This is a genomic window from Bifidobacterium samirii, assembly GCF_003952945.1.
In the GTDB taxonomy this organism is placed as follows: domain Bacteria; phylum Actinomycetota; class Actinomycetes; order Actinomycetales; family Bifidobacteriaceae; genus Bifidobacterium; species Bifidobacterium samirii.
The window spans coordinates 1-20,046 of the sequence record NZ_QXGK01000023.1 but is presented as its reverse complement, the minus strand read 5'-3'; the positions used below and the strand labels follow the sequence as shown (position 1 = coordinate 20,046).

The 20,046-nt window shown below is 56.9% G+C and carries 16 protein-coding genes and 3 tRNA genes; 7 read left to right on the top strand and 12 right to left on the bottom strand.

The window, feature by feature from the left end; translation table 11 throughout:
- Positions 1-1,443: 1,443 nt before the first annotated feature.
- The 5 genes from gltX to D2E24_RS09240 all read left to right on the top strand — a co-directional run bounded on the left by gltX (position 1,444) and on the right by D2E24_RS09240 (position 5,670).
- Positions 1,444-2,973, top strand: a complete 1,530-nt coding sequence (gltX, locus tag D2E24_RS09260) for a glutamate--tRNA ligase (RefSeq protein WP_125969049.1) — start codon at positions 1,444-1,446, stop codon at positions 2,971-2,973.
- A 372-nt stretch (positions 2,974-3,345) separates the two neighbouring features.
- Positions 3,346-3,418 (top strand) — tRNA-Glu (locus tag D2E24_RS09255).
- A gap of 494 nt (positions 3,419-3,912) precedes the next feature.
- A tRNA-Glu gene (locus D2E24_RS09250) sits at positions 3,913-3,985 on the top strand.
- A 38-nt stretch (positions 3,986-4,023) separates the two neighbouring features.
- Positions 4,024-4,098: transfer RNA gene (locus D2E24_RS09245), tRNA-Gln, on the top strand.
- Between the two features lie 132 nt (positions 4,099-4,230).
- Positions 4,231-5,670, top strand: coding sequence for a metallophosphoesterase (locus tag D2E24_RS09240; protein WP_125969048.1), 1,440 nt, complete (start codon positions 4,231-4,233; stop codon positions 5,668-5,670).
- A gap of 700 nt (positions 5,671-6,370) precedes the next feature.
- Here D2E24_RS09240 and D2E24_RS09235 read toward each other — a convergent pair.
- Positions 6,371-7,201 (bottom strand): IclR family transcriptional regulator, encoded by an 831-nt coding sequence (locus D2E24_RS09235; protein ID WP_420897491.1) that lies wholly within the window; start codon positions 7,199-7,201, stop codon positions 6,371-6,373.
- A gap of 243 nt (positions 7,202-7,444) precedes the next feature.
- Between D2E24_RS09235 and leuC the strand changes: the two genes are divergently transcribed.
- Together leuC and leuD are read left to right on the top strand one after the other, a co-directional pair.
- Complete coding sequence (gene leuC, locus D2E24_RS09230) at positions 7,445-8,848, top strand: 3-isopropylmalate dehydratase large subunit (RefSeq protein ID WP_125969047.1); 1,404 nt, start codon at positions 7,445-7,447, stop codon at positions 8,846-8,848.
- 70 nt (positions 8,849-8,918) lie between these two features.
- Positions 8,919-9,599, top strand: a complete 681-nt coding sequence (leuD, locus tag D2E24_RS09225; RefSeq protein WP_125969046.1) for a 3-isopropylmalate dehydratase small subunit — start codon at positions 8,919-8,921, stop codon at positions 9,597-9,599.
- Between the two features lie 182 nt (positions 9,600-9,781).
- Here the strand turns inward: leuD and D2E24_RS09220 are convergent, their stop codons facing one another.
- From D2E24_RS09220 to D2E24_RS10845, 11 genes are all read right to left on the bottom strand, one after another.
- A complete protein-coding gene (locus D2E24_RS09220) occupies positions 9,782-9,940 on the bottom strand; it encodes a transposon-encoded TnpW family protein (protein ID WP_006428300.1) in 159 nt (52 codons plus the stop codon).
- 142 nt (positions 9,941-10,082) lie between these two features.
- On the bottom strand, positions 10,083-11,954 hold the full coding sequence (locus D2E24_RS09215) for an AAA family ATPase (RefSeq protein WP_125969045.1): 1,872 nt from the start codon (positions 11,952-11,954) through the stop codon (positions 10,083-10,085).
- A gap of 11 nt (positions 11,955-11,965) precedes the next feature.
- A complete protein-coding gene (locus tag D2E24_RS09210; RefSeq protein ID WP_033495400.1) occupies positions 11,966-12,268 on the bottom strand; it encodes a hypothetical protein in 303 nt (100 codons plus the stop codon).
- Entirely contained in the window at positions 12,265-13,761 is a 1,497-nt protein-coding gene (gene mobQ, locus D2E24_RS09205; protein WP_033495402.1) for a MobQ family relaxase, read from the bottom strand. The genes D2E24_RS09210 and mobQ overlap by 4 nt, the downstream gene beginning before the upstream one ends.
- Entirely contained in the window at positions 13,727-14,086 is a 360-nt protein-coding gene (locus D2E24_RS09200; RefSeq protein WP_034526285.1) for a DUF3847 domain-containing protein, read from the bottom strand. Before D2E24_RS09200 ends, mobQ begins: the two co-directional genes overlap by 35 nt.
- Positions 14,083-14,316 carry a hypothetical protein gene (locus D2E24_RS09195; RefSeq protein ID WP_084686030.1) on the bottom strand — a complete coding sequence of 78 codons (234 nt, stop codon included), beginning with the start codon at positions 14,314-14,316 and terminating at the stop codon, positions 14,083-14,085. The genes D2E24_RS09200 and D2E24_RS09195 overlap by 4 nt, the downstream gene beginning before the upstream one ends.
- 170 nt (positions 14,317-14,486) lie before the next feature.
- A complete protein-coding gene (locus D2E24_RS09190) occupies positions 14,487-16,826 on the bottom strand; it encodes an ABC transporter permease (protein ID WP_204314893.1) in 2,340 nt (779 codons plus the stop codon).
- A gap of 86 nt (positions 16,827-16,912) precedes the next feature.
- A complete protein-coding gene (locus D2E24_RS09185) occupies positions 16,913-17,587 on the bottom strand; it encodes an ABC transporter ATP-binding protein (RefSeq protein WP_109056626.1) in 675 nt (224 codons plus the stop codon).
- Between the two features lie 112 nt (positions 17,588-17,699).
- Positions 17,700-18,950 carry a sensor histidine kinase gene (locus D2E24_RS09180; RefSeq protein WP_202962063.1) on the bottom strand — a complete coding sequence of 417 codons (1,251 nt, stop codon included), beginning with the start codon at positions 18,948-18,950 and terminating at the stop codon, positions 17,700-17,702.
- Positions 18,947-19,621 carry a response regulator transcription factor gene (locus D2E24_RS09175; RefSeq protein WP_206430962.1) on the bottom strand — a complete coding sequence of 225 codons (675 nt, stop codon included), beginning with the start codon at positions 19,619-19,621 and terminating at the stop codon, positions 18,947-18,949. The genes D2E24_RS09180 and D2E24_RS09175 overlap by 4 nt, the downstream gene beginning before the upstream one ends.
- A gap of 39 nt (positions 19,622-19,660) precedes the next feature.
- A complete protein-coding gene (locus D2E24_RS10845) occupies positions 19,661-19,798 on the bottom strand; it encodes a DUF6019 family protein (protein WP_476512675.1) in 138 nt (45 codons plus the stop codon).
- Positions 19,799-20,046 lie beyond the last annotated feature (248 nt).

Below are 20,046 nucleotides of genomic sequence, written 5' to 3'. Positions count from 1 at the left end.
TTCGCGCGGTTACGCGTGCAGTTGCGGCCGGCGCGAGGAACGCGGGAAGGTGAGGAGCCCGCGCGACGCACCGACCGTCGCCCTCCCGTGCATGCGGAGCCGGGCCGTCTCCGGTCGGGGCCGCGATTCGCAATGCCTGCGCGGTGCCGTGCGACGTCCGGACGTGGTCGGGATGACCTGTCGGATGCCGGTTGCCGATTGCCGGATGGCTCCGTCCTCCGGATGATTCCGGCTGCCCGGGATATGGGCGCGACGATTGATGTGGGCACGGCTGCTGCCACCAACCGCGCGAACGCGCCCAGTATATGACCCCGGTCGCGACAGCGGAAGACGGCTTCGCTGCTCCTATGCGCATCCATGCCGTGTTTTCACCTCTTGGGCGAGGATTATCCACGGCCAACCTCCTGGTTGCCGCGCTGAACCGCCGTCAGCGAGAACAATCTTCGACTGGCTCCCTCAATTACCTCGCTGAGAACTCGTCAGCGAGGAGATTCCAAGGTTTACCCATACGGCTTCCTCTCTGTGGGCCCGTCAGCGATGATTATCCGAGGTTAGCTCTCTCGGTTGCCGCGCTGAGTTGCCGTCAGTGAGGCAAATTCCGGGTTTGCTCGTATGGTTGCCTTGCTGAGTGTCCGTCAGCGAGGAGATTCCGCGGGCAGCTCTCTCGGTTGCCGCGCTGAGACCTTGTCAGCGAGGAGAATATCCGGCTAGCTCATATGGTTGCCTCGCTGAGGTCCCATTAGCGCGGGGATTTCGTGGTTTACCCGTACATTTGCCTCGCTGAGTGTCTGCGAGCGAGGTGTTTCTTCGATGTGCTCGTATGATTCCCTCGCTGGGACGTTCATCAGCGAGGAGATTCCATGGGTGGTTCTCTCGGTTGCCTCGCAGAGAGCTCATCAGCGTGGAGATTCTAGGGTTTGCTCTTGCGGTTGCCGCGCTGGCGCCTTGTCGAGGGGGCTCTCGCCCGGGCAGCATACGGCAGCCCCGCTGGCATCCGGCGGCCGGCGGGAACGACTTCGATGATTGTTACCGATTTGATACCTGTTCTTCAGGTTGCACTCAGGTTTGTTCGTACCGGTATGCTATTCTGATTACTGGTATCGAACCGGTTTGAGGGTAGTGTGTTAAATCGGTCCACGTAGTATCGATAATGGTATCGATACTCATAGCGACAAACCGTCACGACAAGGAGGTGTCCGACGATGAACAAGGAAGTTACCGAGCGCGAGACCTGTGAGGACGAGGTCGAGGATTGGTCGGCCCTGTTCCTGGGATTGACTGCATAGCAGGGTTCCGCGAAACGGGATGATGGGGCGGTTCCGGCGCAGGGCGCGTCGGAGCCGCCCCGTTCGCATATCAGGGGTGTGCCGCGCGTCCAAAGGCTTCCCGGCTTCCCGTCCGTCCGCCCTCCCACGTCCCGCTTGCGCGGCACAATGGGGCGTTATGAGCGAAGCTGAAAACACCACCAACACCAAGCCCGAACTGCCCGCGAACGTGCGCGTGCGGTTCTGCCCGTCGCCGACCGGCACCCCGCACGTCGGCATGATCCGCACCGCCCTGTTCAACTGGGCGGAGGCGCGCGCCACCGGCGGCAAGCTGGTCTTCCGCATCGAGGACACCGACGCGCAGCGCGACTCCGAGGACAGCTACAACCAGATCCTCGAATCGCTGCGCTGGCTGGGCATCGAATGGGACGAGGGTATCGACGTGGGCGGCCCGCACGGCCCGTACCGTCAGTCCCAGCGTTCCGCCATCTACAAGGACGTCGCCGCCAAGCTGCTTGAGGCCGGCTACGCCTACGAATCCTTCTCCACGCCCGAGGAGATCGCGGCGCGCAACGTCGCCGCCGGCCGTCCCGAGGCGTTCGGCTACGACGGGTACGACCGCAACCTGACCGAGGAGCAGAAGGCCGCGTTCCGCGCCGAGGGCCGTCAGCCCGCCATCCGTCTGCGCATGCCGGACGAGGACGTCGCGTTCGACGATCTGATTCGCGGCCGCATCGAGTTCAAGGCCGGCTCCGTGCCGGATTACGTGATCGTCCGCCCGAACGGCGACCCGCTGTACACGCTGACCAACCCGGTCGACGACGCGATGATGGAGATCAACGTCGTGCTGCGCGGCGAGGACCTGCTGAGCTCCACCCCGCGCCAGATCGTGCTGTACCGCGCGCTCATGGAGCTGGGCATCGCCAAGGAGATGCCGCTGTTCGGCCACATGCCGTACGTGATGGGCCAGGGCAACAAGAAGCTTTCCAAGCGCGACCCGGAGTCGAACCTGTTCAACCACCGCGACGCCGGCTTCATCCGCGAGGGCCTGCTCAACTACCTCGCCCTGCTCGGCTGGTCCATCGCCGCCGACCGCGACGTGTTCTCGATGGACGAGATGATCGCCAACTTCGACGTGCGCGACGTGAAGGCCAACCCGGCCCGCTTCGACATCGACAAGGCGATTTCGATCAACGCCGAGCACATCCGCATGCTCGACGCCGACGACTTCCTGCGCCGCGCCGTCCCGTACCTGCATCGCGACGGCGTCGTGTCCGCCGACGAGTGGGATGCGCTGACCGACCGCGAGCGCGAGGTCCTGTCCGCGTCGGTCGAGCTGGTCCAGCCGCGCGTGCGCCTGCTGGGCGAGGTCGCCGGCATGGTCGGCTCGCTGCTGTCGACCGACGGCTACATCGAGCCGGACGATGACGCGCGCAAGACCCTGAAGGAGTCCGCGGGCGACGTGCTCGACAAGGCCGTCGCCGCGCTCGAGGCCGTCGACGAGGCCGATTGGAAGGCCGAGCCGCTGCACGAGCTGCTCAACAAGGCGCTGATCGAGGACGGCGGCTACAAGCCGCGTCTGGCGTTCGGCCCGGTGCGCGTGGCCATGTCCGGCCGCCGCGTCTCGCCGCCGTTGTTCGAGTCGATGGAGATCGTCGGCAAGGAGATCTCCGTGGCCCGTCTCAAGGGCCTGCGCGAGCACCTGTGACCCTGATCGCGGACGCGGGTTGCGCGGGCGGCTGCCTAGCTGTCCGGCGTGGTCGTTCCGTGTTGCCTGGGCGGCTGTCGTCCGGTTGCCTGATTGCCTTGATCGCTTGATTGCCTGATGGTTCGGCTGTCTGATGATCGTGCGTCTGCCGGTCCGGTCGCCTAGCCGCCTGCGATTCCATTGTTGTGTTTCGGCCCCTCTCCGGAGGGGCCGTTTGCGTATGATGCGGTCGTGTTGGCTGCCCCGTCAAGCCGTCGCCGACCGGCTTGTCAAGCGGGTGTTCACGATGCGACACGCCGTAGTTGACTTGCGGCACCGACTCCCGTATATTAAACACTCGTTGCGCAGTCACCTGCGGAACGGATAACTCAAGCCCCCATCGTCTAGCGGCCTAGGACTACGCCCTCTCACGGCGCCAACACCGGTTCAAATCCGGTTGGGGGTACGAACGGAAGAACCCCGGCTTCGGCCGGGGTTCTTCGTTTTCCAGCCTCGCTGAGGCGGTCTCTCCGGCGTTTTTAACCATGCCGTCTTGCGGGCAAAGAAGTTCGACGACGAGCTCTTCATGGGGGGTGTCCTGCCATGTGGCGACACGCCCGGAGTAGTCGTATAGAACGGCCGATGGTCTCCGATTTCGTGGATTGTGGCTCGGTATTGCGCGTTCCGTATGACTATCCCGGGCGTGTCGCCTGCAATGTCCCGTGGCATCCCTCTTGGATCGTGCGTAGCGTGCTCGTCTCCGGCTGTGCATGAGACGCCGGTCGGGTTGGTTTCCTCTTCCGGAGGCACGTTTCTGACTTTTCTCATCGACGCCAAGTCCTCCTTGTCGAGTGTGAAAACCGTTGGAACATAAGGCGACACGCCGTGACTTGCGTAAGGTGGTGGATGCGCGTATATTAATCACTCGTTGCGCGGGTTACCGCGGAACACACAACTCAAGCCCCCATCGTCTAGCGGCCTAGGACTACGCCCTCTCACGGCGCCAACACCGGTTCAAATCCGGTTGGGGGTACGACGGACCGATTCTTCGGAATCGGACGCCAGCCAAATTGGGGTGTGGTGTAATTGGCAACACAGCTGATTCTGGTTCAGCCATTCTTGGTTCGAGTCCAGGCACCCCAGCCAATGAGCCCTCGCGAATAGCGAGGGTTTTTTGTTTTCCGGCAAGTCCGCAACCATCCGCAACGAGGCCGCATCATCGTCGGCTCGCCGCCGAACACGCGCGGAACGCCGCGAAAGTGGGCTAGTCTTGGGTTCATGACGGAACGCAATCGCAACGACCACCATACCGACGCCGCGGCGCACGACGACGCGCGGCCGCTGTCCGTATCGGCGCGCATGGGCCGGCTCCAGTTCCACCATTCCGGCAAGTTCCGCATACTCCAGTTCGCCGACATCCAGGACGGTCCGAAGGTCGCGAAGGACACGATCCGCCTGATCGAAGCCGCCTGCGATGCGGCGCGTCCCGACCTGGTCGTCTTCACTGGCAATCAGATCGCTGGCTACGATCCCGCGTTCGCCGCGACATTCCGCAAGCGCCGCTGGACGCCCGCCAAACTGGGCGACCTGTCGGCGACGCGCGCATCCGTGCGTGCGATGGTCGAATCGTTCACCGCGCCGCTTGTCGCGCGCGGCATCCCGTTCGCCGTGACGTACGGCAATCATGATTTCCAATGCGGCCTGTCGAACGACGACCTCGACGCGATCTACCGCACGATCCCCGGCTGCCTGAACCCCGCCCCGCCGGCCGACGGCGACGGTGCTGCGGCGTCGGACGCCGACGATGACCGTCCGTCGACGGCCGTCATCGCCTCGGACGACGCTCCGGGCACGTCGTCGGCTATGCCGTCTGGGCCGTCCGCCGACGTTCCTTCCGGTTCTGACGATGCGTCCGCCGGCATCCCCGGTCCCGTCGTCCCGACGCCTGTCGCCGTCCCCGGCTCCGGTCTGCCCGACCAGCGCGTCTACCCGTGCACGGCCGGCACGTTCGCGCTGCCGGTGATGGACGTCGACCACGCCGGCAACGTGCTGACGATCGCCGTCGCCGACTCGGGCGACTATTCCGAGGAGGGCGGCTACGGCAAGCCGACCGCGCGCACGATGGCGTTCCTGCGCCGCGTGCAGACGCTCACCGGCGCGCGATTCCTCACGTTCCAGCACATGCCCGTCCCGCAGTTCTACGACCTGCTCAAGCCGGTCGAGCCGACCGCGCCGGGCGCGATCCAGGGCTACCGGGCGTACGAATCGCAGTATTACGCGCTCGACCAGGAGCGCACCGAACCCGGCAGCTATCTGGGGGAGGGCGTCAGCTGCCCTGACTTCGACGGCGGCGAGTTCGCCGCGCTGCGCGACGCGGGCTGCTTCGGCATCGTCGCCGGGCACGACCATCGCAACGGGTTCGTCGGCACGGTCGACGGGATGATGCTCGTGGCGACGCCGACGTGCGGTTTCGGATCGTACGGTCCGGCGGCCGAGAACCGGGCGGCGCGACTGTTCGAATTCGACATCCGCCACCCGCATGAGCCGCGCACGCAGCTGCTCGACTACGGCGAGCTGGTCGGCAAGCCCAGCTCGCGCAAGGCGTACGCGTACGACATCGCCGCCGTCAAATCGGACACGGAGGGTCGCAATCTGCTGCATCGCAAGACCGTGTGGCAGCGCATCGTCGCGTTCTTCACGTCCATCTTCTCCCACTGACGTGCCATTTGCGTCGTAATCGGTACGCGGTCGCCCATTTCCATACGGATTGCGACGCTGCCGGGTCGTCTTGCGTCGTGATTCGCATATGATTGCCCAACTGATTGCAGATTGCGACGCTGCGGGCCGGATTTGCGTCGTGATTTGTATATGGTGGACCGGCCGATTGCAGATTGCGACGCTGACCGGCTGATTTGCGTCGCAAATGGTTTATGGAGAGGCGGGCCGTGTGGAGCGACGCTGCCGTGCTGATCGGCGTGGGGATGCCCCTGATCGGCCTTTCTGACTACGAATTGCGACGTTGCCCGGCCAGTTTGTGTCGGGATTCGCATACGACTGTCCGATTGGTTACGGATTGCGACGCTACAGGCCGGGTTTGCGTCGGAATCTGCATATGACTGCCCGATTGATTGCGGATTGCGACGCTGGAGGCCTGATTTGCGTCGCAATCGGTACGTGGCCGGTCTTTTCCATACGGATTGCGACGCTGACAGGCCGATTCGCGTCGTGATTCGCATATGACTGTCCGATTGGTTACGGATTGCGACGCTGGAGGCCCGATTTGCGTCGGGATTCGTATGGGTCTGTCCGATGATGCACGGGTTGCGACGCTCGGATATGACGGAGGGGACGTTCCGATGGTTCGGAACGTCCCCTCGAACGATGGGATGCAACCGGTCGGCGCCCGGCCGACCGTCGGTCAGCGACCGGAGGAGGCCTTGATCAGGGCGTCGGTCAGGTATTTGCCGGCGGCCATGACGAGCGGCGCGTAGCGGCGGCCGGGGGAGTTGCCCATACGGCCGGTCGGGCCGGAGATCGAGATCGCGGCGATCACCTGGCCGGACGCGTTGCGGATCGGCGCGGAGATCGAGCACACGCCCTCCTCGCGCTCGTTGACCGACTCGCTCCAGCCGCGCTTGCGGACGGCGGCGAGCTTGGCGGCGCTGAACTTCGCGCGTCGCAGGCCCTGGTGCAGGCGTTCGGAATCCTCCCAGGCGAGCAGGATCTGCGCGGCCGAGCCGGCCTCCATCGACAGCATCGCGCCCACCGGGATCGAATCGCGCAGACCGGACGCGCGTTCGACGGCGGCGATGCACACGCGCTGGTCGCCCTGACGGCGGTAGATCTGCGCGGATTCGCCAGTGCGGTCGAGCAGGGTCTGCAGGATCGGGCCGGCGGCGGTCAGCAGGCGGTCCTCGCCGGCCGCGGCGGCCAGTTCCGCGAACCGCGAGCCGAGCGCGAAACGGCTGTGCTGGTCGCGCAGGACGAAACGGTGGCGTTCCAGCGCGATCGCCAGACGATGCGCGGTCGGTCGCGCCAGTCCGGTGGCGGCGACCAGCTGGCCGAGCGTGGCCGGGCCGGATTCGAGGGCGTCGAGGATCTTGACGGTCTTGTCGAGCACGCCGACGCCGGAGTGGATCTCGCCGTCGTCGGATGCCGCGGCGGTCGCGCGGGCGGACGTGAGGGACGTGTCGAGGGTCTTGTCGAGCTGATCGTCGGACATGATGTCGTCTGCGTTGGGGGAAGTCATAAACGCCGATTATGCCATCTCACATAGTGAAATGCAAAACGCGGTTTTCAGGCTCGTGTTGTAGCAGAGCCCGCCGACGACGGTCGCCGACGACGGACGGCAAGCCACGCCGCCGAGCCGCGTCGCCCCATATCTCATATACCGGCCTCACCTCGGCCGCTCCCCGGGCCGGACCATAGGCTGTATACCACGATGAAGGCGCGAGGACAAGACCCCGCGCGGAAAAACGAGGAGGAAATCCGAATGGGAACGACACTGGCCGAAAAGGTCTGGGCCGATCATTTGGTGCGCAAGGGCAGCGACGGGGCTCCCGACCTGCTGTACATCGACCTGATGCTCATGCACGAAGTCACCAGCCCGCAGGCGTTCGAAGGCCTGCGCCTGGCCGGCCGTACACCGCGCCACGTGGACCAGCTCATCGCCACCGAAGACCACAACACCCCCACCGTCGACATCGACCGTCCCAACCCGGACGGCACCAGCGCCCTGCAGCTGAGCACGCTCGAAAGGAACTGCAAGGAGTTCGGCGTGCGCCTCCACCCGCTCGGCGACGCCGACCAGGGCATCGTCCACGCGTTCGCCCCCATCCTCGGCCTCACCCAGCCGGGCATGACCATCGTCTGCGGCGACTCCCACACGTCCACCCACGGCGCGTTCGGCGCGCTTGCGTTCGGCATCGGCACGTCCGAGGTCGAACACGTCATGGCCACGCAGACCCTCAGCCTCAAGCCGTTCAAGACCATGGCCATCAACGTCAACGGCACCCTGCCGGCCGACGCGACCGCCAAGGACATCATCCTCGCCATCATCGCCAAGATCGGCACTGGCGGCGGACAGGGCCACGTCATCGAATACCGCGGCGAAGCGATCCGCAACCTCAGCATGGACGAACGCATGACCATCTGCAACATGTCCATCGAAGCGGGCGCCCGCGCCGGCATGATCGCCCCCGACGAGACCACGTTCGCATACCTCAAGAACCGCCCGCACGCGCCGCAGGGCGAACTGTGGGACCAGGCCGTCGCCTACTGGAAGACCCTCAAGACCGACGACGACGCCGTCTTCGACACGGTCGTCGACATCGACGCCAGCGCCCTCGGCCCGTTCGTCACCTGGGGCACCAACCCCGGCCAGGGCCTGCCCATCACCGCATCCATCCCCGACCCGGCCGACATCGCCGACGAAACCAAGCGCACCGCCGCCGAACGGGCGCTCGCGTACATGGACCTCAAGCCGGGCACGCCGATCAAGTCGATCCCGGTCGACACCGTGTTCATCGGCTCGTGCACCAACGGCCGCATCGACGACCTGCGCGCCGCCGCGGCGATCATGAAGGGCCGTCACAAGGCCGATTCGATCCATCGCGTGCTGGTCGTGCCGGCGTCGTCGCGCGTGCGCCTGCAGGCCGAACGCGAGGGACTCGACAAGATCTTCACCGACTTCGGCGCCGAATGGCGCAACGCCGGCTGCTCGATGTGCCTGGGCATGAACCCCGACAAGCTCGTGCCGGGGGAGCGTTCCATCTCGACCTCCAACCGCAACTTCGAAGGCCGTCAGGGCAAGGGTTCGCGTACGCACCTCGCCTCGCCGCAGGTCGCCGCCGCCACCGCCATCCGCGGCACGATCTCCTCGCCCGCCGACCTGTGAGCCGGGCGGCCCATCCGGCCGGCCCGCAGGCAGACGCTGACATTCGCAAGTCGTAGATAAGGACCTCATCATGGAAAAACTCACCACCCTGACCGGCGTGGGCGTGCCGCTGCGCCGCTCCAACGTCGACACCGACCAGATCATCCCCGCCGTGTTCCTCAAGCGCGTCACCAAGACCGGCTTCGACGACGCGCTGTTCTACGCGTGGCGCCGCAACCCCGATTTCGTGCTCAACCAGCCCGAGTATGCGAAGGGCCAGATCCTGGTCGCCGGCCCTGACTTCGGCATCGGCTCGTCGCGCGAGCACGCCGTGTGGGCGCTGCACGACTATGGCTTCCGCGTGGTCATCGCGCCGCGTTTCGCCGACATCTTCTACGGCAACACCGCGAAGAACGGCGTGCTCGCGGCGATCATGCCGCAGGAGAGCGTCGAACTGCTGTGGAAGCTGCTCGAGGAGGAGCCGGGCCGCGAGATGACCGTCTCGCTGGAGGAGCGCACCGTCACCTGCGGCGACGTGACGCTCCCGTTCGAGGTCAACGACTACGTGCGCTGGCGTCTGATGAACGGCTACGACGACATCGACCTGACGCTCCAGCATGAGGACGACATCGCCGCGTACGAGCGCATGCGCGCCGAGCGCTTCCCGTTCAAGCCCAAGACGATCCCGGCGCTGCACCTGCCCGAGGAGCCGATCGAGTCCGCCCGCGAGCGCGAATACGACTGGTCCGGCCCGCTCTGCGCGGCCGAGTGATTGTCTTGCGCGGACGAGCGGCCGCATGATGCCGCCGTCCGCGCGCCATCAGCATCGTCATGGCCGCCCTTCGGCCCAGCGTTCGAGCGCGTCGGCGTCGGCGCGGCGTAGGAACAGGAAATCCAGGTCGGTGACGCCAGAGACGAAAAGTCAAGGACTTTTTCATCAAATTCACAAAGAAGTCACATTTTGCGGACTTCCTCACGGAGCAGACGCTTGATTTTGTCCTCCATTGTCTCTTTTGCGGTCTGGCTGAAATGCACACGGACGATATAGGTTGTCTTGCCAATCTGCTTTCTGACAGTAGGGCAAGTGGCGGTGTTGGTTGCGGTATTGTTCATTCAAAATCCTCCTGTAAATGAAAAATGCCCGGTGACTGTTCATCATCGGGCGGTGTCGGTATGAGGGAACAAGGCAAGGCGGCAACATTAAGGTATCTATAAAAACCTTGCCGTCTTTGCCACGCTTGCCGTGTTCCTGTTGTCAATCTCGGAGATAGCAGACCCATGCTGTGCCGTCTTTCTCGGTCACAAGTCTGTCCCCGATACGGCTCTTTGCCGTTCTCATGGTGCGTGAGGAAATCCCACGCTCATTGACTGCCTTTTCCAGCTCTGCGCTCGGCATACGCTTTCCATCTGCAAGCAGTTCCAGAATGAGCATTTGCGCCTGTGCGGTCTTGCTTTCGGTCTTGGCGGTGTCTGTCCCGGCAAGAAGCTCGTCAGCGGTAATGTCATAAGCTCCTATCCATTCAAAGCCTTTCTCGTCTCCCAGAGAAAAGGCAAGGGACTGTCCGGGCGGCGCAAGGGAGCTTTTCTCATGGATAAGCACCCTTGTTGTGGGACTGTCTTTCAGCTTGCCAATAAACAGCAGACTGCGGACTGCCGCCGTAATGTCGATAGACCCCAATCCCCGGTAGGTGCTTTGCGTTCCTGCGGCTTTGTTGAGGTGTCCAATCAGCACGATAGCGCACCCGGTAGCCTGTGCAATGTCTCCCAGACTGCGGAATATTGGGCGCACCTCGTTTGCCCGGTTCATGTCCACATCTGCGCCCAGAAACGCCTGTACCGGGTCAATGATAACCAGCCTTGCGTTGTTCTCACGGATTGCCCTTGCTATGCGCTCATCGGCAAGAGTCAGCGGCGTGTCTCTATCGTCAATGACAAGCACTCGTTCAAGGTCTGCGTCCGCTTCCATCAGCCGGGGCTTAACGGTATCGCCCAAACCGTCCTCTGCGGTCTGATAGATGATATTGAAAGGCTCAAGTTTCTCCATACCGGGTAAAGGCTTTCGGTTGGTGCAAGCCGCCGCAAGACGCATGGCAAAGTAGGTCTTGCCCTCACCGGGGTTGCCCTGTATGATCGTCAGCTTTCCAAAGGGGATATACGGAAACCATAGCCAATCCACGCTCGTCAGCTCCACATCTGCCATGCGGAGCATTGGGACAGGCTGGGCGGTGGGCAGCTCTCGCAGCGTGATTGTCTCGGCTATGAATTTGCGGCTGGGAATGTCCCCTTGCTGACGGAGAACATCGTTCCAGTCTTTCCTTGCCGGGACAAGGCGAATGACGGCGATCTCGCCGGGAATGGACTGTGCCAGTCGGGAGCAGGCTTCACTTCCTGCGGTGTCGCTGTCAAGGCAGAGGAATACTTTTCGGGTGTCCTTGCGTTCAGAAAGAAAACGGTCAAGGGCTTTGCCCGAAACGCCGCCCAGGGCAAGATAGCTCCTTGTCTGCCAGTCCTGCGGATAAAGGCAGATGAACGATAACAGGTCAATCGGCGCTTCAAAGACAAAGAGCTGGTTGCCGTTGCCCTCGTATCGGAACGGATAGGACTTGTCAGACCCGGCAATGTCCTGTCTGAATGAGTCTGCCGTTCCTCGCACATGGGCGTATCTCGGCGTACCACTTCGGTCTCTGCCAACAAACACAACATTTTGCCGCTTTGCGTCTTCGTAAATATCCCCGGAAAGAAGAAAAGCCTCAACAAGCATTTTGTTGAGACCTCGGCTTTCGCAAAGATATTGAATTGCTCTGTCGGCTGTTCTGTTGTGCAAGGGCAAGTGAAACGCTGTGGGCGGTGCTGTGCTGGCTTCGCTCTGTCCCTCGCCGCTTTCGCCGATCAGGAGCTGGACGGCTTCGGGAAAGGACTTTCCGTAAAACTCCATGACAAAATCAATGGGATAGCCGCCCTTACTCTGGCTGTGGCGAAACCATTTGTTTCCTCGGACGGTCAGACTGTCATGCTCTTTCCAGCGGTATTCCCGTCCGCTTTTGATAAGCGTTTCTCCCTGTGTGCGGAGAAAATCTTCCAGACTGACGGCGTTTGCCCGGTCAATCTGTGCTTGGGTGTACTGCATGAGCGTCCTCCTTACTTCTTGAAAACAGCGCATCGTCTGCAAACGCCATGCTCACGCTCGTCCAGCGTATAGGGGCAGTTTGCACATTCCTCACCGTACTGTCTTGTGGTAACGGGCAGATAGCCCAAATCCTGCAACATATCAATCTGACGGTCGGTGAGGGTGGCTTCAAAGGCAAGGCATTTCCGGGTGTGTTCGTCCAGCTCAATTAGATTGGAAAGCGGTCTGCCATCGGTCAAAGGCTCTCCGCTCAAAAGGCGTTTTGCCGTTCTGCGGATGGGGTTGTATTCGTTCTTCCAGTCGTATTTTTTCATCGGGATATATCCTCCTTTTTGTGTCGTGTTTGGGGTCGATTTTGGAGCTTTTGTTCCTCTGTACGCTCGTTAAATCGGGCGGCAGTATCTACGCATGACTTGACCTTCCAAAGGCGGTGTAAATCGTCTCTGACGGTCTTAAACTCGCCGTAGGTGGTTTCATGCGCCTGTTCCAGAGCGTCATACTCTGCGGACAGCTTTTTCATATCCACCTTACCGTCCGGGAACTCTCCGGTCAGCTTTCGTCTGGCGGCGTAGAACTGTTTCAGTTCCGCTTCATGCTCTGCCTTGTACTTGGCTCTGGGCTTCTCAAACTTGATTTTCTGCAAGCCGTCATAGATAGGCTTCAAGCTCTGGAAAGCAGCGGAGCTGTCATAGAGCTGCTTAATTGCTTTCATTCGGGCGGTCTGTTCGTCCAGCGTTTTCTTCAAGCTCTCTGTGGCAGCACTGTGTTCGCTGACACGGTGTTCCAAATCTTCAAGGGAGTAAATGTCGTTTGCCCGGAGATAATTGAAAGTCTCGTTCATCTCCTTTAGATTGCTGACCTTGCCTTTCTGCGAATACGCCCCGGCTCTGCGCTGGGTGTAATAGGCGTTCAGCAGAGAAACAAGGTCGGGTGCCTGCGGCTTGGCAAGCTCCGCTTTTGCTTCGGCAATCCAATCAAACAGGAGAGCGATTTTCTTCTTGATGTCCCGGATAACGGCGTTGGTGGCTCTGATCCAGCGGTTGAACTCGCCTTTCTCGGTGCGTATGCCTTTCTTCTCCATTGCCCGGACGGTTGCGCCATCATGGACGGTGGGAAGAAGCTCCACGCCCTGACGCTCATAGCTTCGGTGGTCGATACGAACGTCAAGCCCCTTTTCCGCAAACTTGGCGTTGCATAGCTCCGCCCATGTCTGCCGCCAGTATTCCAGCGTTTCGGGACTGCCCCAGTCGGTAGTGGGAACGGCGTTGAACACAAACTTTCCGTCTGCGTCCCGGATACGGTTGCCGTCCTCGTCCAGCTCGTACACCCGGCGTTGCTTTAGCCCCCATTTGCCGTTCTGCTCGATGGGGCGGATGGGGCAAAGCACATGAAAATGCGGATTTGGTATGCCGCCGTCCTCCCGGTCTGGCTGGTGTACGGCGAAGTCAACCACCATGCCCCGGCTCACAAAGTTCTCCAACAAAAATTGCCTTGCAAGAGCGATGTTTTCCTCAAGGGAAAATTCATTCTGCAAGGCAATGTCAAAGCTGTATGCAAGCTGGGCGTTCTTTCCACGCTCGGCTTTTTCCACGGCGTTCCATAGCGTCTGGCGGTCTGCGTATTCGGGCGGTGCATGGGACGGCAGGAGAATGTCAGAGCAGATCACGCCGCCCTTGCGTGTGTAGTCGCTGTATTCGCCGTAATACTCGCTATACAATCGCTCCCCGGCTCGGTAGGCGGCAGAAGCAATAGCGGACTGTCCTGCGCTTCGTTTAGTCTGCGTGACGCTCAGATGAAATAGTGCCATCGACTTTCAACTCCTTTTCTCTGTTTGCTTGGCTGATGTGGGTAATCGCCATATGGTGGACGGCTCGCTGGACTTCTGCCAGAGAAAAGATGTACTCCATCAGCTCTGTCATTTCGGTGCGTGTGAGATCTTTGACCTCCGGGGCAAGGCTCTCAATCGTGCCGCCCAGATTGCAAAGGCGGTGGGTGCGCTTGGTGCGTTCGCCTTTCTCCAGATACTTCTTTCGATTCTCCAGACGCTCCAGCTTGTGCTGTTCCTGCGCAAGCTGCGTCTCGGCTCGTTCCTTTTCGGCTCGGAGCTGTTCAAGGGTTTTCGGTTTTGTCATTGTGCTTGACCTCCTTTTTTGATTTTGGGGATAAAAAAAGACCGCCGACTTTTCGCATAGTGCGACCAGTCAACGGTCTGATTTTCGGTATTTGTTTTTCCAAACTTGCTGGCGGCGAACAGCATTTTATGCTGTTTGCGGACGGCAAGTCCACAGGGGATAGCCGCATTAGCGGCGCAAGGGGGTGTAGCCACCTTGACGGAACGAAGTGACGCAACATTCTCGGTCATGCAGTTTTCTTCTGCCGACCGGGAATGAAGCTCCGCAGGACGCACGATACTTCCGACAGGGGAGTATAGAAGTGCGCCCTTTAGTTCCTAAAGGGATTTTATCAGTTCGACAAATCGGAAGTTATCTATTTCTCCTCTTCGTTAAGACCTAGTTCATTACATATTACTTGCTATCCCTGATACCTTATTCTTTCTACCAGCGTTTCCTTTTTCAGATTACTGCTTAAAACACAGGAAAGCACAATTTGTAGAATACCAACCAGAAGAATCATAACAAGAATCGGGATAAGAGGAACGTGATAAACGTTCATTCCAAAAATCCCATTATGCTTCGCATAGGAAAACAGTGCATAGCCAAGGGGCAGACCGGCAGCAAGTGCGACGCAGATGGTGCCAACCGTAAAAATCAAGCCCTGTATTTGTAAGCTCAGATTCAACTGCTTATTGGTCATGCCTACCGCTTGCAGCACACCGTATTCCTGCTTCTTCGTGATGATATTGATGATCATGGTGTTTGCCAGATTCATAAACCCAATGAGACCGACAATTGCCATGAACAGATAGCAGCCAAGCTTCATCATACGGCTTGCGTATTCTGCGGTTTGCAATTCTGCGTGATAGGTGTTCAGCTTGATATGAGAAGTATCGGAGAGCAGGTCATTCAGGCTTTGCTCTACAGATGCCACATCTTTTTTATCACAGTCCACCCACAGATATCCATAGGCTGTTCCCCTCGGATTCATGGAACGGTATACACCTTCCGGAATGACAAGATAAGTGTCCGCGCTTACAAAGGATCCTGCAATCTTTCCCTGATAGGTATAGGTTTCACTTCCGTTGTCAAAGTTGAATGTAATCGGTGCACCCGCAGAATACCCGTCAGCTTCCATCCACTTGGACCAGCCAAAGAAAACATCCCCGTTTTTGACAGCCTGTGCATAGTCCATGGAACCGATATCGCCATCCCCGCGCATCATTTCAAAATCCTCTTGATTTACGATTGCAACCGGAAATTTTGTTCCGTTCAGATCTGCAGAGACGATTTCTCTCGTCAGTACATCCGTTACACCGGGGATGGATTTGATTTCTTTAATCAAAGAATCATTCAGTGGGTTGTTCTGTAGGATTGTGTCCAGATTATTCTCCGAATAGGCTTCATCATAATTCTGGGAATAATCCAGCTGCAACTCAAATTGTCCATGGTTGATTGCAATCCGCGCCTCGTGCTCCGTGTCAATATTCCCAACATAATTAGAGATAATTACAAACAATACACAGGAAAGCCCCATGGTAAGAATCGTAGCAATGGTTCTTTTCGGATTGCCTGTCACATTTGCCATTGCCATGGAGAAAACGGTGACATCTTTTCTGCCTTTTCGTCTGCCCTGTTTTTGCGTTTTGGAGCCGTCAAGATACCGTGTCGCTTCGATGGGTGAAATCCGGGAAACAATTTTCATGGGTTTGCGCAGAGCCAAAACGACCGTAAGAAACGATACAAAAATGCAGATGAGCATAATTGTCAGTGAAAACAGAGGCACCTGATGGTTCTTGATTCCGGACGATACCAGATTTCCCTGCTCCACCAGCCAGTTGAAGCTGACGTTTGCAATCAGGAAACCAAACAGCAGCCCCAGCGGTATCGAAGGAACCGCCAGAAGAATGCCCTCACGAAAGATCAACTGCTTCATCTGCTTTCTGGTTGCACCCAGCGCCTTGATTTTTCCGTACTCCTGAACCTTCTGGGCGATCCCGACCTGGAAGATATTATAAATGACCACAACGGAAAACAGCACGATTCCGAGGATCAGGGTTCCACAAACCACAATCATTTCATAGCTCGGCTGCAATACCCACTGCAGGTAGAGGTCATTGATGATCACGTTTTTCTGGTCAATGCCGCAGGAATCCGCGATTTCTTTTATAACAGGCGCAACATTATTCATAGATACATTTGCAGAATCGCTCAAGGTAAAATAGATATTATATTGCCTGTCACCCTCCGCAACACGCTCATTATAAAAATCCTGCGAACCGAATACAACATAGGAAGCCTCGATGGTATATTCATCCCGGTCATATAAAAGCCCGCTGACAGTAAATTCCATCGGTGCGTATTCCGACTGCATGCCGGAACGGTACTCCAATGTTACGGTGTCTCCGACCTTTACATCATGGTATCCCACTGCATCAAAGAAAGCGCGTCCTGCGGCAATTTCCTGCGCCTTTTCCGGATAGGTACCTTCCTTCAACACATATTCCTGATTATAGGGAAGCATTTTCCTGACCGTTTCATCCGCACTGACAAAGCCGCCATTCTCATTTCCTTTCAGGATGCCCTCCGTACACATGATGCCGATATCAGATATCTCAGCTCTGCGTTCCACTTCTTTTAATTGCGTACCATCTGCGGCGATAAACAGGCCGTAGTTGCTTCCGTATGAGCTTGCAGCCTGATCCTTCTGTAAGAGGATCAGTCCATTTCCAATTGTACTGATAATGACCAGAAGCATGGTAGTCAGGCAAATCGCCGTCATAATGAGGACACTTCTTGTCCGATTTCTTTTGTCGTTGCTGAATGCAATTTTGCTGATCGTCCTCAATTGAAATCCACCACCTGTCCATCCTCGATGACTAAAATACGGTCAGCAACCTGCGCGATCTCATCATCATGGGTAATCATTACAATCGTCTGTCCATATTTTTTTGCGCTCATTTTCAGCAGCGCGATCACCTCGTCACTTGTCTTGGAATCAAGATTTCCGGTTGGCTCGTCCGCAAACAAAATCTCCGGTCTGTTTACCAAGGCTCTTGCAATCGCAACGCGCTGCTGCTGTCCTCCGGAGAGGGTATTCGGAAGATTATGAATCCGGTGTTCAAGACCCAGTGTGGTGATAATATCATTGACATAAGCTTTATCCACTTTTTTTCCGTCAAGCCCCAACGGAAGAACGATATTTTCCCACACATTGATGGAGGATACCAGATTGAATGCCTGAAATACAAATCCGATCTTTCTTCTCCGGAAAACGGCAAGCTGATCCTCCTTCATGGAATACAGGTCCTTGTCAGACAAGATCACGCTGCCGCTGGTTGGTGTATCCAGCCCGCCCAGCATATGCAGCAGGGTACTTTTTCCGGAGCCGGATTTTCCGACAATGGCGACAAATTCTCCCTGTTGAATCTGGATATTCACATGATTGACGGCTTTGACCTGATTTTCCCCCGTCCCATAAAATTTGCAAAGCTGCTTGGTTTCTAATATCACGCCCACTCCAATGGCCTCCTTTTCTTATTTACCAGCATTGTATCAAAGGAACCTTTCATTTCACTTTCAAAAAGAGAGCAGAAGTCTTACAGATTTGAAAGACTTCTGCTCATCATCTCTACGAAAGTCCATTCTCCGGCAGCTGAATCAAAAAGGTACTTCCTTTTCTGACTTTGCCGGAGGCTACCGTGATTGTCCCACCATGCTGCTCAATAATCTGTCTGGACAGATACAGACCGATGCCAGTTCCGCTCTTTTCGCGGACTTCCGGCGCAGTCCCTCTGTAAAACCGCTGGAATATTTTATGGTATTCACTCTGCGGGATTCCGATTCCCTGATCCTCGATCTCAATTCTCACAAAGCCGGTTCTTTTTTGTAGACGGATCGTGATTTTTGAATGTTCTGGGCTGTATTTGATGGCATTGTCCAAAACGTTAATGATTGCTTCTCCAAGCCAACGTTTATCCTGCATGAGTGCACAATGCTCCAGTGATTCGTTGCAGTCGAAAATAAGTTCTATCCCTTTCTCCGCTGCCTTTGGATACGTTCGGTTTACTGCGGAGATGATCGTATCCATAATGGGAAGTGTTTTCTGATCAAGCTGAATCAAACCTGTCTCCAGTTTGGATATTTCCAGCAGAGACTGCAACAATGTTTCCAATCCGTCCAATGCACTCCGGCAGCGGATGCGAAATTCCTGTTGCTCCGTCTCACTCAGATTGTTCCGCAGCAATATGCTAAAGCAGGTATCCAAGGCTGCAACCGGGGTTTTCAGCTGATGGGAAATGTCGGATACCATTTCCTTTGTGCTTTCCTTCTCCGCTCTGGCTTCCTCTTGCAGCAGCTGGATATGATGTCCGATTGCTTCAAGCTGAAATTTCAGTCTCTCCTGCCAGACATGATCTTCTGTGTCCGGCACTACCTCAAAGTGATTTTCCCGAAATGCAATCAGGATTTGCTCTAGCTGCTCCAATCGTTTCCGACTTTCTTTCGCCTCAGCTTTCTTCCGGTAAAACAGGAACGTTAGCAAAGACAGACATAGCACTGCGCTTGTACAGCCGGTTATCATGATATTCTGCCGGAAGCGCACATAAAACGAAGTCCCTTTGTTTTCCCAGTACCCGTATTGCTCTAATAATTGCTTACCTTGTTCATTGGCTTGATGGTCGTTTCCTTTCAGCCATCCTGCGGCAACATCCATGCCGGTGGTCTCTGCGCCCGCCGCAACTTCTGTCAGGATATCCATTTTACATTGATAATCCTGATAATATAAATAGGTGGTAAAGCAGTTCAATACTGCAAAAAAGAGTAGAACCGGCAGCACCAGTGACAAGGCATCAACCCACTTTTTACGATGTCGTTTCGTCACTGACTTACCTCCTGATTCCATATATACCCAAGCCCGCGGATGTTTTTAATATAGACCGGAGCCGCCGGATCCTCTTCGATTTTCTTCCGAAGCCTTCTGATGTTCACAGCTACCGTGTTTTCATCCATAAAATCACCATCCAGATCAAACACGTTTTCTAACAGCTGTGTTTTTGAAAGAATCTGTTTCGGGTTTTGAAGAAAAAAGGACAGCATTTTCAGTTCATTCTTCGTAAGGCTTATTTCTCTTTCCTTTACGAACGCCCTCATCTCTCCGGGGATAAACACGATATCCTTTGAATGAATTTTTGGAGTTCCGGGTTCATTCTTTCTGCGGCGGAAATGAGCCTCGATTTTCAGAAGAAGTACGGAAAGGCTGAACGGTTTCGTCATATAATCGTCCGCACCGGCTTCATATCCCATGACCTGATCTGTCTCCTGATCCAACGCGGTAAGACAGATAATATATACATTTTGACAATTCCGCATCCATCTGACAAGCTCTAATCCGTTTCCATCCGGAAGATTCACATCACAAATGGCAACATCCACATTATTATCACTTGCAATTCTTTTCGCTTTTTTCACTGATTCTGCTGAAAAAACCTCATATCCGGATTTTTTCAGTGAAAATGTAATTCCACGATTTAAATTTTCATCATCTTCAACCACAAGTATACCTGGCATAGCATATGCACCTCTCTTTATTAACTATTTTTCCTCTTCGTTACATATTTGTTCTGCCTCAATATCCTCGGTAGTGACTTTCCCTGTAATATCCCTATAGGCTTCTTTTATTCCATTTTTGACCGCCCACTTAATTATAAAATATAATGCAAGTAAGACGATTATAGTGCTGTGCCAAAACTAATTCCTAATTCTTCAAACATTTCATTACCTCTGTCAATTCCGATTTGTTGCTTAATTTTCGTATTCAAATTATACCATAAAACTCGTGAACAATTCTACCGCCGACGTGCCTCACGTTTTTTGAGCGCGTAGGGTGTGGTGGTGCCTCATCGGGAATGAGCGCGAACGGTATCGGTCCTGTTTGGCTTGTCTTATGGAAGACAGGATCAGCATGGCGACGAAGCGGC

Excerpts from the sequence above, each read along its gene's own strand:
- gltX (WP_125969049.1), top strand. The coding sequence starts at position 1,444 with ATGAGCGAAGCTGAAAACACCACCAACACCAAGCCCGAACTGCCCGCG.
- D2E24_RS09240 (WP_125969048.1), top strand. The coding sequence starts at position 4,231 with ATGACGGAACGCAATCGCAACGACCACCATACCGACGCCGCGGCGCAC.
- D2E24_RS09235 (WP_420897491.1), bottom strand. The coding sequence starts at position 7,201 with ATGACTTCCCCCAACGCAGACGACATCATGTCCGACGATCAGCTCGAC.
- leuC (WP_125969047.1), top strand. The coding sequence starts at position 7,445 with ATGGGAACGACACTGGCCGAAAAGGTCTGGGCCGATCATTTGGTGCGC.
- leuD (WP_125969046.1), top strand. The coding sequence starts at position 8,919 with ATGGAAAAACTCACCACCCTGACCGGCGTGGGCGTGCCGCTGCGCCGC.
- D2E24_RS09220 (WP_006428300.1), bottom strand. The coding sequence starts at position 9,940 with ATGAACAATACCGCAACCAACACCGCCACTTGCCCTACTGTCAGAAAG.
- D2E24_RS09215 (WP_125969045.1), bottom strand. The coding sequence starts at position 11,954 with ATGCAGTACACCCAAGCACAGATTGACCGGGCAAACGCCGTCAGTCTG.
- D2E24_RS09210 (WP_033495400.1), bottom strand. The coding sequence starts at position 12,268 with ATGAAAAAATACGACTGGAAGAACGAATACAACCCCATCCGCAGAACG.
- mobQ (WP_033495402.1), bottom strand. The coding sequence starts at position 13,761 with ATGGCACTATTTCATCTGAGCGTCACGCAGACTAAACGAAGCGCAGGA.
- D2E24_RS09200 (WP_034526285.1), bottom strand. The coding sequence starts at position 14,086 with ATGACAAAACCGAAAACCCTTGAACAGCTCCGAGCCGAAAAGGAACGA.
- D2E24_RS09195 (WP_084686030.1), bottom strand. The coding sequence starts at position 14,316 with ATGACCGAGAATGTTGCGTCACTTCGTTCCGTCAAGGTGGCTACACCC.
- D2E24_RS09190 (WP_204314893.1), bottom strand. The coding sequence starts at position 16,826 with ATGCTTCTGGTCATTATCAGTACAATTGGAAATGGACTGATCCTCTTA.